This is a genomic window from Marinomonas rhodophyticola, from assembly GCF_026113935.1.
Taxonomy (GTDB): domain Bacteria; phylum Pseudomonadota; class Gammaproteobacteria; order Pseudomonadales; family Marinomonadaceae; genus Marinomonas; species Marinomonas rhodophyticola.
The window spans coordinates 509,127-525,552 of record NZ_JAPEUL010000007.1; the positions used below are offsets into that span (position 1 = coordinate 509,127).

Here is a 16,426-nt window from a genome sequence, read left to right on the forward strand (position 1 = left end):
GAGAGGGCGAGCGAGCCTATTTTGTTATTGGCACAACAAAAATTCAAGTAGTGCTTTTTGTGCATGGAGACGGTTTTCGGCTTCATCCCAGACCACACTGTCAGGGTGATCAATGACATCCGCTGATACTTCTTCGCCGCGGTGAGCAGGAAGGCAGTGCATAAAGAGTGCGCCCTTATTTGCCTTAGCCATTAGTGCAGAATTGACACTGGAAGCCTGCAAAATCTTTTAAACGCTGTTCTTGTTCATCTTCTTGCCCCATCGATGCGAAAACATCGGTGACAATTAAATCCGCACCTGTTGCTGCTTCGTGGGCATCATGCAGAACTTTTACCCGGTCGCTGTGTTGTGCCACCAAATCCGCATTCGGTTCATAACCTACAGGGCATGCTACAACTAATTGGAAATCCAGCAAAACCGCCGCATTAATGTAGGAGTTGCACATATTATTGCCATCACCGACCCAGACGACTTTTTTGCCTTCGATCGAACCTCGATGTTCTTGATAAGTCTGCATGTCAGCAAGCAGTTGGCAAGGATGATAGTCATCTGTTAGTGCATTGATAACTGGCACAGAGGAATATTTAGCAAAAGTTTCAACGGTTTTATGGTCAAAGGTGCGTATCATGACAGCGTCGACCATACTGGAAATGACGCGTGCGCTGTCTTCAACAGGCTCACCGCGACCAAGTTGGGTGTCACGGGAAGAAAGAAACAATGCGTGACCACCAAACTGGGCCATGCCTGCTTCAAAGGAAACTCGAGTTCGCGTCGAGGATTTTTCAAATATCATCGCTAAAACTCGGTTTTTTAGCGGTTGAAATAGAGTGCCTTCATGATGGATTTTCTTAAGCTCAGAAGCTCTCAATAGTAACTGTTTTAACTCGTCGGAAGTTAGATCCTTCAGAGTAAGAAAATGTCTGGGCGACACGCTAGGACTCCTTGATAGTCTTTTGAAAAAGGGAATCGACCAATTTAATACACTCAGGTAGGCGAGTAAAGGGTAATTATCAAGAGAAAGTGCAAAGGAAAGCTTCGTCTTGGGGTTGTAAATATACCACTAGACCCCATAAACTGAGCCAAGTTTAATGATTTTAATCGTCTTTGATTAAGTAAGGGAAGAAGCAGGGCCTTTTCCTGATCAATTGACCGCAGCGCAGTGAGGTTTTTAGCATGAGTAATACAATCGAAACAATTAAAGAGCAAATTAGCACGAACGATATTTTGCTATACATGAAAGGCAATCCTCGTGCCCCTCAATGTGGTTTTTCATCACAGGCGGTACAGGCATTAATGTCTTGTGGCGAGCGTTTTGCGTTTGTGAACATCTTGGAAAATCCAGACATTCGTGCAGAACTACCAAAGTTTGCAAATTGGCCGACATTCCCTCAGCTTTGGGTCAAAGGTGAGTTGATTGGTGGTTGTGATATCATCGTTGAGATGGCCGCTAATGGCGAACTGCAGGCTTTAATCAAAGAGGCTGTAGGGTCTTCCGAAGAATAAGTTTTTGGGTTGCTTAGGGATCTAAGTGACAGTATCGCGTTAAACACTAGCCTTATAAATTAAGCAATAAAAAGGAGACGTATAAAGATGTCTATTTTAGTTGGTAAAAAAGCCCCAGATTTTACTGTTCCAGCTGTATTGGCAGATGGTCAAATTGTTGATTCTTTCAACTTAGCTGAAACGATCAAGGGCAAATATGCGATTGTGTTTTTCTATCCGTTAGACTTCACATTCGTATGTCCTTCAGAAATCATTGCCATGTCTCACCGTATGGATAAATTCCGTGAAATGGGCGTAGAGGTTATTGGTGTGTCTATCGACTCTCACTTTACTCACAATGCTTGGCGTAATACGCCGGTTGAGCAAGGTGGTATCGGTGCTGTTGAATACACGCTAGCGGCTGATATGGATCATGCGATTGCCAAAGCTTACGGTATCGAGTCTGAAGGTGGTGATTCTTATTACCCAGCTGGTGTTGCGATGCGAGCTTCTTTCGTAATTGACCAGAAAGGTATCGTTCGTTCACAAGTTGTAAACGATGAGCCAATTGGCCGTAATATGGATGAATTGGTTCGTATCGTCGATGCGCTTCAGTTCTTCGAAGAGCACGGTCAAGTTTGTCCAGCTGGCTGGAATAAAGGCGACAAAGGTATGACGACTTCACCTGAAGGTGTTGCTGCTTACCTTGCAGAAAGTGCTAAGTCTTTGTAATTGACTCGTTTTGCATTTTAAAAAACGCACGCTACTTTTTGTAGCGTGCGTTTTTTTATGAGCGGATTTTATTCTTCATAAAGTTCGAGTGGTAAACCATCTGGATCGGCGAAAAAAGTAAAGCGCTTACCTGTTAGTTCATCCAAGCGAATATCCTCTGTGGGCACGTCTTGGCTGTTTAAGTGATGAATGCAGGCTTCCAAGTCTTTTACCGCAAAGGCAAGGTGTCTTAAGCCCTGTGCTTCTGGTCGAGAGGGGCGCGCTGGTGGTGAAGGAAAGGAAAAAAGCTCGATTTGTTGATTGTTACTAATGGCCAAATCTAATTTATAGGACCGGCGAGCGTCTCGGTAGGTTTCATTAATAATGGGAAAGCCAAGAATTTGCGTATAAAAATGCTTTGAAACCTCATAGTTAGAGCAAATGATGGCGATATGATGAATATGAGATATCTGAAGCATAATGCTAACCTTCTTTGATAAGTTATTGTTTACTTTGTTCTTTTAGCTCATTGGCGACATCAATGACTTGTCGTCTGAACCAAATATGGCTGGCATCGTGATGCAGCAATGGGCTCCAAATCATTTTTAATTCAATTTTAGGTATTTTGAAGGGTGGCTCTAATATTACTAGGTCTGGATTTTTTCTGTTTACCATGGCGACTTTTCTGGGCAGTGTGGCAATCAGATCTTGCTCCAGAGCCAAATGCATGGCGGTATGGTAGCTTCGGGTAAATACACGAATGCTGCGTTTATGATTCAGTGCTTGCAGCGCTTCATCAACCCACCCTAGCTTTTGGACATCGGTTGGATCCATGCCGACGCCTACGCCAAAGCCTGTTTTGCTCACCCAGATATGCTGTGCCTGTAGGTAAGCGTCAATGTCGAAATGATCTTTAACGGGATTTTTTGAACTCATCATGCAGACAAAGGTGTCGAACCAGACACTTTTTTGATGGAAAGATTGGGGCAGTTCCTCAAAACGGTTGATCGCCATATCAATTTTACCCGCTTCCACATCGTGAAAGGTCACATCGCTTGGGGTCATAATGTCTAGGGTAATGCCCGGCGCGTATTCTCGTAGGCGGTTTAACAGCCGTGGAATGACCGTTGAAGCTGCGTAGTCACTGGCCATGATTCTGAACACCCGTGTACTGGTGCTCTCGTTAAAATCAGCTTCAGGTTGCAAGGCCTCTTCTAGCTCAAGTAAGACTTTGCGTACAATCGGTTGTAAGCGTAATGCTTTTTCGGTGGGCTTCATGCCCTCACTGGTACGAACGAGTAACGGGTCATTTAATAAATCGCGTAAACGTTTTAATCCATTGCTCATCGCAGGTTGGGTAATGTTTAGCTTATTTGCTGAGCGTGTGACATTGCATTCTCTGAGCAAGACATCGAGATAAATAAGAAGATTAAGATCGATTTTATTAATGTTCATACTTGTTATGTCACTCGTGATGTTTGTTTATACAGATAAATAAAGAGAGAGATAAGCAAGCATCGTACAGATATAAAAACGGCCTGCTTATCATTCTCAGAGCGTCGACAAAATTGGAGCGGCACAGCATAGGTCAATAAAACGCTGCGCATTTTGTGTTAAGGCGGTATTTTTAGGAGTCACAATCAATAAGTTCCGGTTGAGTTCCAGTGGGGTTTGGTAAAGGCGAATGAGTCCAGCGTTGAGTTCCTGTGAAATCGCCATTCTTGACAAGCAACCTAAGCCCATTTGATGAATAACCGCTTGTTTTACGGCTTCCATGTGTGCCAAAGATAATACTACATTCAGTTGAGGAATTTCAGCGGCGGTGGCTTGCTCCAAAATATTACGCGTACCGGAACCTGACTCGCGCATTACCCAACTGGCTTGTTTTAGATCTTCCCAAGAAAGATGCTCTGGACGGTCTTCTTCTGTGGAGCCAAATACCACCAGTTCATCTTTAAGCCATACTTGTGTCATGAGACTCGGCATGTTGGCAGTAGCCTTCAATAAAACCTACTTCAGCTTTGCCCGTGAGCAATTGCTGAATCACACTTTGTGTATTGCCTATGTCCAGATTAAATCGAATATTAGGATGTTGTCGTTTGAAAAGGGACATTTGTTTGGGCAGTAAATAATTGCCAACACTGACGCTGGCGGCAAGATGCAGTGAGCCACTTAATTCATCTTCGTTGCCCATGCTTTCAATTTGTTCTATTTGGCTGAGCACAGCGCGTGCTTGCGGCAGTAAGTGTCTAGCTTGAGGGGTGATTTGTAAGCGTTTACCGTGGCGACGAAAAAGTGGCCGTCCTAACAAAGCTTCAAGTTCCCTGAGGGCTTGGCTTGCTGCAGGTTGGCTAATAGAAACCAATTCAGCCGCCGCCGTAACGGATCCCGTATGTACAACGGCTTCAAATATTTGTAATTGTCTAAGTGTTATTCTCATTAGGTAATTGTAGCTCTGTTTCTATTTTGATGAGTAGTGCTATTCGCTATGTACGTTGTAAATAGGAGAAGCGATGAAAAAATCCAGACAATTGGTTGTTTATTTTACTTTTATGGTATGAAATATGCTTCGATTTTGAGTGAAATACTCAGTCTGTATTTGGTCTGTGTTATTTGCTTCCACAAGGAGCAACTTTACAACCCTTTTTTATTAACCAAAAGTTAATATCGCTCTTGTTAAGGATTTTTTATGAAAACTACCCACCGTTGGCTTTCTATTTTAGAAGGCTGTCTTTTGGTTGCCTTAGGTTTGCATATACTCAACTCGTCTGGTTTGCTGATAAGTGGCACGGCTGGTGTCGGTATGATCTTGTTAAGATTAACGGATTTGTCTTTTGGTCAGTTGTTTTTCTTACTCAATTTACCTTTTTATATATTGGCTTGGTACACACTCGGTCGAGCTTTTACGATGCGAACGTTCGTGAGCGTTAGCCTGTTGTCAATATTGACTGAGCTGATGAAGGAACATGTGTATTTGTCTATTCATCCGGCGTTATCTGGTGCATTAGGCGGCCTGTTGGTTGGATTTGGATTGATTATTTTGTTTCGCCACAATGCGTCTTTAGGTGGGCTGAATATTTTATCCGTTTACTTGGAGCGACGCTTTTCGATTCACGCTAGTAGAACGACCCTCGTTGCCGACATCCTTGTTTTGGTTGCTGCTATTGCGTTTCTTGATATCGGTCATTTGGTTTATTCTCTGCTGGCGTTCTTATTATTAAGCTCTGTTGTGGGTCGTTATCATCGGCCACCTAAATGGGCGCAAATAGCGGTAGTAGAAAGTAAGCCTTAAAAAATCTACTTGGTCTTTGTATTTAAAAAAGGCTTTATTATGGTGCAAGCAGCTTTGCTATTGTGCCAAATGGGTCTTTTAAAGAGAAATATTTTGCCTAAAAATGCTGATGTAGCCTGTTGGATGTTTTTTTATATTGCTAACGAGATGGATATTTTGTAAGAAACAGGGTTAATATTTGGGGCGTGGTTTAATTGGTTAATTATGGCATTCTAATGACGTTAATTAAGAGGCTTTTGCTCTGGTTGACGATTGAGGTAGAGCGCTCATTAGGTAATTGTCAAATTAAAAAAAAGGCATGGATAGGTATGAAGCACCCCCCAACAGTGTTAATTGTCGATGATGTACCAGAAAATTTACGCGTTCTTAAGGATGTGATGGATGCATTGGATTGCCAGATTGTCGTCGCGAATTCGGGTGAGAGAGCATTAGAGCTGTTAGAAAGAACGCAACCATGCCTTATTTTATTGGATGTTATGATGGGGGGGATCGATGGGTTTGAAACTTGCCGTCGAATTCGAGTCCACCCTTTACATAAAGATGTGCCTGTTATTTTTGTAACAGCCTTAGCTGACGATATCAGCCGAGGTTTTGCGGCAGGTGGTAACGACTATATTGGTAAACCGATTCGTATTGAGGAAGTGCGCTCCAGAGTTCAGCATCAATTGGAAAAGTTTCAATTGGTCAATGAATTAAAAGAATTAACGTCCTCATTAGAAGAAAAGGTACGAGAACGTACGGCCGATTTAAACCTTGTCAATCGAAACTTGCGTAAAGAAGTCAACGAAAGACGGTACATGCAAGATCGACTAAAATACCTAGCACAACATGACTTTGTGACCCAGCTTTACAATCGTGATGCGTTAGATGAGCACATTTCTTATCTTATATCCGGCATTCAAGCCAAAACTTCTCAATTTACACCCTATTTTATTCTTATTGATATTAATGAGTTTCGCCTAATTAACGACTCTTGCGGTTGCATTGCTGGTGATGAGTTATTACATCAATTGGCTTCTTTGATAAGTGAACTTACCGATCCTCAGCGTGATTTTTGCGCACGCTTAAGTGGCGATAAGTTTGCGATAGTAATGAGCAAGGGGGGAGTCAAGGGGTGGAGTCTTTTTTTCGCTTATTGCAGCAAGGCATCAAAAGTTTTTCGTTTGTCTGGGATGAACGTCACTTCCGAATGAGCGTGACTCAGGTGGCTATCCCAGTCACGCTTGATATGGTGTCATTTGAGCAAGTGGTGATGTTGGCGGACGAAGTGTGTTATTCAAGCAAAAAATCTGGGGTGCATTCTCGGATCGTTAAAAACGCGAAAGACCTTGCCTATGAAGAGCATCGTGGCAATTTAAACTGGGGATTACGCATCATTGATGGTCTTGAAAAAGACCTATTTGAAGTGCATTTTCAACAGGTGTGTTCTTTAATACAAGACGGTTCTCAAAAAGAAAATTGAGATATTGGTTAGACTCAAAGATGAAGAAAACGGCGGGCTAATTTACCCCAATGACTTCATTCGAGCCGCTGAGCGTTTTGGCATAGTGTCAAAGATAGACCGTTGGGTGATTAGCCACACCATGCGCCAGTTATATGAACAACCTAGTTTGTGGGAGTCGATTGATCAGGTCGCTTTGAACGTCTCTGCTTTGTCGGTACGTCAAGTCGACTTTGCTGAATTCATCGTACAAGAATTAAAGCGTTATCAATTAGCCGGCCATAAGTTTTGTTTTGAAATTACCGAAACGGAGGCGCTTAATAACTTTGCTGATGCGAGGCGCTTTATGTCTGTATTGCATGAGCATGGCTGTAGTATTGCCTTAGACGACTTTGGTACAGGGTTTTCGTCGTTTGCTTACTTAATGGATTTGCCATTTGATTTGATCAAAATAGACGGCATGTTTATTAAAGATATGCACATTAATAAAATCCATCATGGGATGGTCGATTCGATTGTAAAATTAGCCAAAATGCTGAATAAGCCTGTGGTGGCCGAGTTTGTCGAAAACCAAAAAATAGTCGATGCATTACAATTGTTGGGTGTTGAATGGGGGCAAGGCTACTTTTTTCATAAACCGGAAAAGCTTTAGGGCAAAAAGTCAGCCTATAAATCATGATGAAAGGTTAGGGGATTCTTTACATGGATATCGAGTTGCCTATGATTTTCAAAGCTTTAGTTGTTTTGTTTTTCGCGACTGTGCTGGTGTTGGTGGCGTTACAGCTGGCTTTTCTACTGCGCTTTAAATTGCTGCAACGCCGATATTCTCGAGCTATTTTAGCCACTAATGCTGGTGTGTGGGAATGGTTTCCCGAAACTGGCCGCTTGTATGCTTCCTCCGAATTTTTTATGCAGTTGGGGTTTGAAGAAAGCCGAACCCCGAAACATCTTGACGACTGGTTGGCCTTTTTGACGCCAGAAAACCAAAGCACATTCCATTTATGGAAAGACGCACTATTAGAGCAAGAAGCTCATCTTGTCCCTAAATCCACGCGTTTACAAATTCGAAACCATCAAGATGAATGCTTTTGGATAAAAATGCGCGGCAGTGTAACGCGTAGAGACAGTCACAATAGAGCGCTAAGTGTGGCGGGGATTTTTGAGGAAATCGGTCATCTTGTTGAAACGGAAAATGCATTAATTCTGGCGCGGGAAGAAGCGAGACGTCGAGAATTAACATTATCGTCTTTACTCAATAATATTCCTGATATTGTTTGGTCCAAAGATGAGCATGGGCGTTATTTGGATTGCAACCAAGCTTTTCTAGATTTTAATCACCTGTCCGCGGATGACATTAAAGGCAAGACGGATTTGGATTTAAACCTTGACGGTAAAGGTCAGTATTATCAACGTCGGGACGATGAAGCGTTAAAAACTGGTTTAACTTTACACGAGCAAACATGGGGCGACTCTAATGATGGCAGCGCACCTCGTTTATTTGAAGTTTATCGAGTACCGGTTATCGAGCCGTCAATTCACTTCCGTGGGACTTTAGGTATTGCCACAGACATTACTGAACGTCATCTGCTTATCAATCAACTGAAATTATTCAAAAGCTTTGCCGACAATTCCGCACAAGGTTTTGCTATGGCGACGTTAGATGGAAAAATTTCCTATTTTAATGAAAAGATACGTACTCTTTTGGGGGTGAAAGAAGAAGCGAATGATGCGTTTCTACAATCTCTGAATTACCTAGAATTCTACCCGGAGGTGAGTCAAAAGTTTCTCAAAGAAACCGTGATTCCTTATGTAAAAGAGCATGGTGTCTGGCAAGGAGAGTTACAGGCCAAAAGCCTAGATGGTCACATTTTTTCGACTTACGAAACGTATTTCTTATTACGTGATGAAGACGGCAAGCCGATTTCGTTTGGTGACATCATGAGTGACATCACCGAGCAGAAACAAGTTTCTTTGCAATTGGAGCAAGCAAAAGAAGCTGCAGAGCAAGCTAACCAAGCCAAGAGCCATTTTTTGGCAAACATGAGTCACGAAATTCGCACGCCTTTAAACGCCATTATTGGTTATGCCCAGCTGATTAGCGAAGACAATCAATTAACCAGTCTTTCACGTACTCGATTTTTATCGATTGCTAGCGCAGGTGAGCGTTTACTAGCACTTATTAACGATATCCTAGACATTGCCCGTATTGAATCCGGTCGGCTTGTTTTGCATGAGCAGAAAATCAATCTATGTCGTGAAATTAGCCAAATTGGTAGATTATTTCAGGGACAGGCTCAGACGAAGGGACTGGATCTTATTGTGCAATGCGACGTTGATGATCAGCAGCTTGTGTGGATGGATCCGATCAAATTTCAGCAAATTATCACCAATTTATTGGGCAATGCCGTTAAATTTACTTCTCAAGGTTACGTTAAAGTCATCGCACGAATAGAAGATGAACGCATTCATATCATTATTGAAGACACCGGCCCTGGTATAGAAAATGAGTTAATGGAGCATTTGTTCACGCCTTTTGTTCAAGGAAAAGCGGGTGAGGCCTCCGGTGGAACGGGGCTTGGATTGGCGTTATCGACAACCTTGGTGAAACTGATGCAAGGCTCACTATCCGTAAAAAGCAGTGAAGGTATTGGAACTCAGATTATGGTGGATCTGCCTTTGGCAAAAGTCAGTAAAAATGACCTAGAGGATATCGATGAACAAAGCGCATTTTTAAACATGCGTTTGAATGAGCCGATTCGAGTTTTGGTGGCTGAGGATGATGATTGGTCGCGGGATATTTTGGTGTCTTTATTGGAGAAAGCAGGGTGCCAGATTGTTGAAGCGGCCGACGGCGAGCAGGCAATCAAAGCGTTCAGAGCGAATCCGCCAGATTTGGTCATGACAGACATACGGATGCCCAATAAGACCGGTATTGATCTATTAAAAGTGATTCAGCAAGAAGATCCGCAGCGAAAAATACCTGTTATAGCTATAACAGCATCGACATTGGTGCATGAACAGCAGGCGTTGCTCGATGAAGGCTTCTGGCAAGTGATTGCGAAACCGTATCAAATAGAATTGATTTTCAAGGCATTAGTGACGCACCTAGACGTTCGCTTTGTACCCTTTTTGGATTCTAAAGCGGTGTTTAATGGCAGAGGTTTAGACGAATCGAATCAAGAAAACGCAGGTGAGGTTGCTCCTTTGTCAGTGCAGTTATTAACGGTAGAGGATTGGCAACCATTATTGCTTGCGGCGCAAAGTGGGAATATGCAGGCAACGGAAGACGCTTTTGATACGTTATCGGCTTTACTACCAACGGCGTATCAAAAGAGGATTCGCTCGGCCATTGAACAATTTGATTTGGGGCGAGTGGAGACCTTGGTTGCGCAATACTCAGATCCATCAATAGTCCATTCAGACAAATAGTCCTCATTATATTGTTGTTACACTTATGCGTTTCGTTCAAGGCATGTTGAAACCTTTCGGTTTGACGCCAATCTAATACATGGATAAGGTCAGACAAGACAAATCATAGGGAAAACGCCTACAATAAAGGGTGATTTTTCTTTTTGACCTTAACGAACCACAACAGGTAGTTCCATGACCCGTTTAGCCTCCAGTGACTTTCCTTTTACCGCAGTAGCAGGGCAAGAGCCGCTTAAACTGGCATTGATTTTGTGTGCGATTAACCCACATATTGGTGGTGTTTTGATCAGCGGTCCACGAGGATCGGCCAAGTCTACCTTGGCTCGCGGTTTGTCTGGGGTCATGCCATCGCTAGACGGCGAACATTTAGCCCCTTTTGCGACTTTGCCACTGGGGACCAGTGAAGACCGTTTGCTTGGCGCGCTGGATTTAGAGCACGTTTTGCAAGACAAACAGGTCGCTTTTAAGCCCGGATTGTTGAGCAAAGCCCATGGCGGCGTGTTGTATGTGGACGAAGTGAATCTGCTGGCGGATCATTTGGTCGATCAACTTTTGGATGTGTCGGCCAGTGGTGTGAATCGTATTGAACGTGATGGTATCAGTCATGAACACGCAGCGCGTTTTTTATTAGTGGGTACCATGAACCCTGACGAAGGTGAATTGCGTCCACAGCTAAAAGACCGCTTTGGTTTAATGGTGGCCTTGAGCAATCAATATAGTCTTGAAGAGCGTGTACAGATCGTACGTTTGCGCGATGAGTATGACCAAGATCCCCAGGCATTTTGTGACGCTTTTAAGTATAAACAACGTAATTTAAAAAACAGTATTCGCTTAGCAAGACACGCCTTAGAACAGGTGCGTTGCTCTGACGAGTTGCGTTTGGAAGTAGCAAGGCGTTGTCATTTAGCCAATATTGATGGCGTGCGTGGCGATATTGTTTGGATTCGAGCGGCGATGACTCATGCCGCTTGGCGTGGTGCAAAAGCCGTCGTCTTGGACGATATTCAAGCTGTGGAAGAGTTGGTATTGAGACATAGACGCCAAGTTAAAACACATAATCAGTCATCGCCTCCAAGCCCACCGCCGTCTCGTCGTCCTGATAGTTCGCGTTCGTCTTCGCAAAACAAAGGTAATCAGCCACAAGGTCAAGAAAGTTCTCAAGATAATCAGACAAATGAGCACAATGGTTCCGGTGAATGGGGAAGTATGGAGCCGCACGCGCTTGCTAGTAGTGCACCGATTAACGTGGGGGTGCAAATCGAGTCAAACGGACAAAGCTCAACACTTGCTCGTGTTGATGGGGTGGCGCCGGGAAAGCGCAAAGGCAAGCAGCTGAGTGGTTATCGTCCTGATGTTGCGCACCCTGTAGAGAGTTCGTCAGCCGATGGCATTGATTGGTTTCGTAGTATTATCAGTCAGCCACAAGCTTGGCCGCCGAAAGAGCTGATTCATAAACCGGCTAAAACAGGGCAGGCCGTTTTGCACTTGGTGTTGTTAGATACCTCGGCGTCAACTTTGAGCCAAGGCGTGTTTGCTCAAGCCAAGGGGGTAATTTTAGACATTGCCAACCGTGCCTATTTGGCCCGAGAACAGATCGCTATTTTAGGTTTTGGGCAAGACGGTGTGGCGTCGATTTTGCCCAAAGTTCGTGCTCCCAAAGAAATTGCCGATTTATTGGAAGATTTGGGCGCGGGTGGTGGTACGCCGTTTCGTGTTGCCATAGAAAATGCCAGTCAGTATTTGGCCCAACAACACAAGGCAACGACGGGTTTAAACAGCCAAACTTACATATTGACCGATGGCCGCACCCAAGCGGATGTGTCAGATCTTGTTTTACAGGGCAATACGGTGTTGATCGATACTGAAAATGCGCCAGTTAAGCGTGGTCGAGGTCAAGATATTGCCCAGCATTTGGGTGCGCAATACGTATTATTGAGTTCTTTATTAGAGAACTATTAAAAAACTTTTAGAGAACTGTTAGACACTTTTAGAGACTGTTTTATGACCACTTCTGTCGTTCATTGTCCCGCGCTATTTTTGACGGCGCCCGCGTCGAATCAAGGGAAAACTACCATTACCGCGGCCTTAGCACGTTATTTTACCAATAAGGGCAAAGTGGTTCGCGTCTTCAAAACGAGTACAGATTACCTTGATCCACAAATTTTAGCGCAAGCTTCTAAGCAGCCAGTTGAACAGCTTGATATTTGGATGGCAGGGGAAGACTACTGCCAAGACAAACTGTACCAAGCGGCACAAATAGCGGATTTGATCTTGATAGAAGGCGCCATGGGCATGTTTGATGGCGAACCCTCTAGTGCCGATTTGGCGGCGCGTTTTGGTATTCCCATGGCGATTGTTATGGACGTTAAAGGCATGGCGCAAACCGCAGCAGCAGTAGCGACAGGCTTGGCAAATTTTCGTGATGACGTGCAAGTGGCCGGCTTGATTGCTAACCGATGTGGCAGCGAACGTCATGCTGAATTGATTCGCGATGCACTGCCTGCAAGCCTGCCTTTGCTTGCGACGTTAAAGCGTGATGACGAGATTACCTTGCCTGAACGCCATTTGGGTTTGGTGCAAGCGGACGAAGTGAAAGATGAACTAGAAATTCGCTTTGAAGCCGCTGTGGAATGGTTACAAAAAACGCAAGATACCGGTTTGTTAAGCTTGCCAAATGCGGTGCCTTTTTACTCTGCAAACCAAGTAGACGCTGAACAAACCATCGAGCAACACTTGTTAGGCAAAACCATCGCGGTGGCCAAAGACGCGGCCTTCAGCTTTATCTATGATGCTAACCTAATTGCGTTGAAAAGCTTAGGCGCGGAACTGGTGTTTTTCTCTCCCTTGCATGATCAAGCTTTGCCTAAGGCCGATGCCCTTTGGTTGCCGGGTGGTTATCCTGAGTTGCACAGCAAAACTCTGTCTGAGAACACCGCCATGCGTCAAGCCATTCAAGATTTTTATCAGGCAGGCAAAGGCATCTTGGCGGAATGTGGTGGCATGCTTTATAGCTTAGAGACGCTCACAGATTTAGAGGAAAACGAATACCCTATGTTGGGAATTTTAGCAGGCCAAGGCGCGATGCGGGGGAAACGTGGTTGCCAAGGTATGCAAACGGCCGTGACGCCGCAAGGGGACATTCGCGGGCACGCTCACCATAGATCTCGCAGCGCCAATACGCCTGTACCGGTCGGCTATGGTCGTCGACAAAGACACCCAGCCCCAGGGGAAGCGATTTATCAGCAGAAAGGTTTAACCGCCAGTTACTTGCATCTGTTTTTCCCGTCTAACCTTGATGCGACCGCTAAGCTCTTTTTAGCGAATTCGCAGGACTAGCGAGTTATGTGGCCAGAAAGTGCAGAATCCCCCGCGCCGCTGCGTACGGGTTTAACCACTGGAACGTGCGCGACAGCCTGTTGTGTTGCCGCCGCACAAGCACTTTTTGCGCAACAACAAGAGGCCAGCGTGAGTGTCACTTTACCCAAAGGCAAAGTGGTTGATTTGCCTATTATTGAATACCAAAAAATAGACGGTGGCATCAAAACCGCCACCATCAAAGACGCTGGAGACGACCCAGACGCGACTCATGGCGCGACCTTGTTTGTCGAACTGAGATTATCGTCAGAGCAAGGTGTGCGTTTTCATGCGGCGCAAGGCGTTGGCACAGTGACGCGAACCGGATTGCTGCTTGATGTGGGCGAAGCCGCGATCAATCCTGTGCCGCGTAAGATGATGACCGAACACTTAGAAGGCTTTGCGCAAACCTACCAATATGTTGGCGGTTTCGATGTGTCCGTTGGTGTGGTCAATGGGGAACAAATCGCGCAAAAAACCATGAATCCACGTTTAGGGATTGTAGGCGGCTTATCGATTTTAGGCACCACAGGCATAGTACGGCCTTTTTCCTGTGCGGCTTACATTGCTTCTATTCATCAAGGCATCGATGTAGCGCGAGCGAATCAATTGACACACATTGCGGCCACGACCGGTAACGCCAGTGAAGACGCGATAAAAAGCCATTATCAGCTGGATGACATGGCTTTGATTGAAATGGGTGACTTTGTCGGCGCTGTGTTAAAGCACATTAAAAAAGTCGAAGCCACCGCACCCGCTCAACTGACTAAGTTAAGTATTTGTGGGGGCTTTGGTAAAATCAGTAAGTTGGCTCAGCATCATATGGATTTAAACAGTCGAGTATCCAGCATCGACCTTGGTGCCTTGGCACAATTGGCCGCCAGTTTGGGCGCCGATGACACCTTACAAGAACGCATGGCAAACGCCAATACCAGTGTAGAGGCCTTGTCATTTGCCATGTCAGAAGGTTTGCCACTGGCTGATGCTATTTGTCAGCAAGCCTTAGACTTTGCCAGAAAATACATTCCTGTCCACATAGAACTGGAAGTCTGGGCGATTGACCGCAAAGGCCAATTTGTTGGCAAAGCGTTGGATTCCACTAGGAAAAAAAGGCACGAGCCATGAAGATTTTATTATTAGGCGGTACTGCCGATGCACGCCACTTGGCTGACGCATTACACAAAGAGGGTTTAAGCGTCATTTACAGCTTGGCGGGGTTGGTTCGCGTGCCCAAGGTGGACTGCCAATTGGTGGTCGGCGGATTTACCCAATTTGGTGGTTTGGCTCAGTATTTAACAGACCATAACATTGGCGCGATATTAGATGTGACCCATCCTTACGCGCAAACCATGAGCAGTAAAGCCGTAATAGCAGCCAAAGAAGTCGGCATTCCTTGCTGGCGTTTTCATCGTCCTGCTTGGCAACAAGAAGAGGGCGATCGTTGGCAAGATTATCAGGACGAAGCCGATTTATTGGCTCAGTTAGCGGGCTGTCGTCGGCCATTGTTAAGCGCTGGACAAATGAGCGAAGCCTTACTTGAGTGTATTTTGCAATTGCCCAGTGTCGAACGCATTGTTTGGCGAACAGCGGTTGAACCCAAGTTTTCTTTGCCAGACAACATCCATTGGATAAAAGCCATTGGGCCATTTGCCTTAGAAGACGAGCGTCAATTATTAGTGGATCATGGCATCGACGTCATCGTCAGTAAAAACAGCGGCGGTGCGGCGACCTATTCAAAGCTCGAAGCAGCGCGCGAATTATCCATTCCCGTTTTATTGCATGCTCGCCCCCTCTTGTCAGAAGCCGAGCGTGAATTTAATGACACAGAAGCATGCCTGCAAGCTTGTCTAGCTGCTTGGGGCAAGGCTTCTACCCATTTTAAGCATCAACAAAAAAGCAGCCAACAGTGACGCCTTCAGACGACTATCAATACAACTATCAATACGAAAATAACCCTCAAGCCATTGAGAGTGAGAGCTTTCGTCAGATCCGTGAGTTAACGGATTTGTCTGGCTTGAGCCAAGATCAGCAACAAGTGGTGATGCGCGTGGTGCACAGTTTGGGTTTGCCAGATGTGGCTGAGCAAGTACGCTTCAGTGCCAATGCCACTCAAGCCGGACGTGAAGCGTTAGCCAATCATTGTGCGATTTTGTGCGACGTGGAAATGGTCAAGCAAGGCGTGACCAAACGCATGATAACGCGAGAACCCTTGTGTTTTTTGAACGATGCACGTACAGCAGAATTGGCGAAAAGCAAAGGTGAAACCCGTTCTATGGCCGCGTTGAGTTTGTGGCAAAATGACCTTGCTGGCAGCGTGGTATTGATCGGTAACGCACCAACCGCCTTGTTTCGCTTGTTGGAAATGATCGAGCAAGGCGCGCCAAAACCGGCTTTGATTATTGGCATGCCGGTGGGGTTTGTCGGTGCGGCGGAATCGAAAGAGGCGCTTTGGCAGGCACACGAAAAGCTCGGTATTGAATGTATCACCTTGCTCGGGCGCATGGGCGGCAGTGCGGTCACCTCGGCCAGTTGCAATGCTTTGTTGCGTTGTAATATTGGCGAGTATTATTAATGCATTCCATGAGCCTTGGTATTCAATGCACTTGCGCCTGTTTCGCAAGCTCAACGCGTCAGCGTGAATCAAATACCAAGGTTCTTGTTATCCGTTTTTTACTCTCGTTAATCCACCTAGCTTAATTGAATGGCATTGAATGGAA

16 protein-coding genes and 1 pseudogene are annotated in these 16,426 nt (G+C 45.1%); 12 read left to right on the forward strand and 5 right to left on the reverse strand.

Annotated features, from left to right (window positions below; genetic code table 11):
• Positions 1-24: 24 nt before the first annotated feature.
• A pseudogene (argF, locus tag ONZ52_RS11005) lies at positions 25-931 on the reverse strand (ornithine carbamoyltransferase).
• Between the two features lie 242 nt (positions 932-1,173).
• Here argF and grxD point away from each other — a divergent pair.
• Together grxD and ONZ52_RS11015 are read left to right on the forward strand one after the other, a co-directional pair.
• Entirely contained in the window at positions 1,174-1,503 is a 330-nt protein-coding gene (gene grxD / locus ONZ52_RS11010) for a Grx4 family monothiol glutaredoxin (RefSeq protein WP_111605349.1), read from the forward strand.
• Between the two features lie 87 nt (positions 1,504-1,590).
• A complete protein-coding gene (locus ONZ52_RS11015) occupies positions 1,591-2,214 on the forward strand; it encodes a peroxiredoxin (RefSeq protein ID WP_265218658.1) in 624 nt (207 codons plus the stop codon).
• A 68-nt stretch (positions 2,215-2,282) separates the two neighbouring features.
• On the opposite strand, the gene gloA2 is transcribed toward ONZ52_RS11015, so the two are convergent.
• The 4 genes from gloA2 to ONZ52_RS11035 form a co-directional block, all read right to left on the reverse strand.
• On the reverse strand, positions 2,283-2,672 hold the full coding sequence (gene gloA2, locus ONZ52_RS11020; protein ID WP_265218659.1) for an SMU1112c/YaeR family gloxylase I-like metalloprotein: 390 nt from the start codon (positions 2,670-2,672) through the stop codon (positions 2,283-2,285).
• A gap of 22 nt (positions 2,673-2,694) precedes the next feature.
• The gene (locus ONZ52_RS11025) at positions 2,695-3,648 is read right to left on the reverse strand and encodes a LysR family transcriptional regulator (protein ID WP_111605346.1); all 954 of its coding nucleotides are present in this window, start codon (positions 3,646-3,648) and stop codon (positions 2,695-2,697) included.
• A gap of 96 nt (positions 3,649-3,744) precedes the next feature.
• Positions 3,745-4,167 carry a LysR substrate-binding domain-containing protein gene (locus ONZ52_RS11030; RefSeq protein ID WP_265218661.1) on the reverse strand — a complete coding sequence of 141 codons (423 nt, stop codon included), beginning with the start codon at positions 4,165-4,167 and terminating at the stop codon, positions 3,745-3,747.
• Positions 4,148-4,633 carry a LysR family transcriptional regulator gene (locus tag ONZ52_RS11035; RefSeq protein WP_265218662.1) on the reverse strand — a complete coding sequence of 162 codons (486 nt, stop codon included), beginning with the start codon at positions 4,631-4,633 and terminating at the stop codon, positions 4,148-4,150. The genes ONZ52_RS11030 and ONZ52_RS11035 overlap by 20 nt, the downstream gene beginning before the upstream one ends.
• 249 nt (positions 4,634-4,882) lie before the next feature.
• Here ONZ52_RS11035 and ONZ52_RS11040 point away from each other — a divergent pair, with 249 nt between their 5' ends.
• The 10 genes from ONZ52_RS11040 (at position 4,883) to ONZ52_RS11085 (ending at position 16,281) form a co-directional block, all read left to right on the forward strand.
• On the forward strand, positions 4,883-5,485 hold the full coding sequence (locus ONZ52_RS11040; RefSeq protein ID WP_265218663.1) for a DUF6198 family protein: 603 nt from the start codon (positions 4,883-4,885) through the stop codon (positions 5,483-5,485).
• A 308-nt stretch (positions 5,486-5,793) separates the two neighbouring features.
• Positions 5,794-6,678 carry a GGDEF domain-containing response regulator gene (locus ONZ52_RS11045; RefSeq protein WP_265218664.1) on the forward strand — a complete coding sequence of 295 codons (885 nt, stop codon included), beginning with the start codon at positions 5,794-5,796 and terminating at the stop codon, positions 6,676-6,678.
• Positions 6,675-6,947 (forward strand): hypothetical protein, encoded by a 273-nt coding sequence (locus tag ONZ52_RS11050; protein ID WP_265218665.1) that lies wholly within the window; start codon positions 6,675-6,677, stop codon positions 6,945-6,947. The genes ONZ52_RS11045 and ONZ52_RS11050 overlap by 4 nt, the downstream gene beginning before the upstream one ends.
• A gap of 4 nt (positions 6,948-6,951) precedes the next feature.
• Positions 6,952-7,578 (forward strand): EAL domain-containing protein, encoded by a 627-nt coding sequence (locus ONZ52_RS11055; protein WP_265218666.1) that lies wholly within the window; start codon positions 6,952-6,954, stop codon positions 7,576-7,578.
• A gap of 50 nt (positions 7,579-7,628) precedes the next feature.
• Positions 7,629-10,355: a hybrid sensor histidine kinase/response regulator gene (locus ONZ52_RS11060; RefSeq protein ID WP_265218667.1), complete on the forward strand. Its 2,727-nt coding sequence runs from the start codon at positions 7,629-7,631 to the stop codon at positions 10,353-10,355.
• A gap of 174 nt (positions 10,356-10,529) precedes the next feature.
• Positions 10,530-12,314, forward strand: a complete 1,785-nt coding sequence (locus tag ONZ52_RS11065) for an ATP-binding protein (protein WP_265218668.1) — start codon at positions 10,530-10,532, stop codon at positions 12,312-12,314.
• A gap of 42 nt (positions 12,315-12,356) precedes the next feature.
• On the forward strand, positions 12,357-13,691 hold the full coding sequence (locus ONZ52_RS11070) for a cobyrinic acid a,c-diamide synthase CobB (RefSeq protein WP_265218669.1): 1,335 nt from the start codon (positions 12,357-12,359) through the stop codon (positions 13,689-13,691).
• 6 nt (positions 13,692-13,697) lie between these two features.
• Positions 13,698-14,834, forward strand: coding sequence for a cobalt-precorrin-5B (C(1))-methyltransferase (locus ONZ52_RS11075; protein WP_265218670.1), 1,137 nt, complete (start codon positions 13,698-13,700; stop codon positions 14,832-14,834).
• A complete protein-coding gene (locus ONZ52_RS11080) occupies positions 14,831-15,619 on the forward strand; it encodes a precorrin-6A/cobalt-precorrin-6A reductase (RefSeq protein ID WP_265218671.1) in 789 nt (262 codons plus the stop codon). Before ONZ52_RS11075 ends, ONZ52_RS11080 begins: the two co-directional genes overlap by 4 nt.
• On the forward strand, positions 15,616-16,281 hold the full coding sequence (locus ONZ52_RS11085) for a precorrin-8X methylmutase (RefSeq protein WP_265218672.1): 666 nt from the start codon (positions 15,616-15,618) through the stop codon (positions 16,279-16,281). Before ONZ52_RS11080 ends, ONZ52_RS11085 begins: the two co-directional genes overlap by 4 nt.
• Positions 16,282-16,426: the final 145 nt, after the last annotated feature.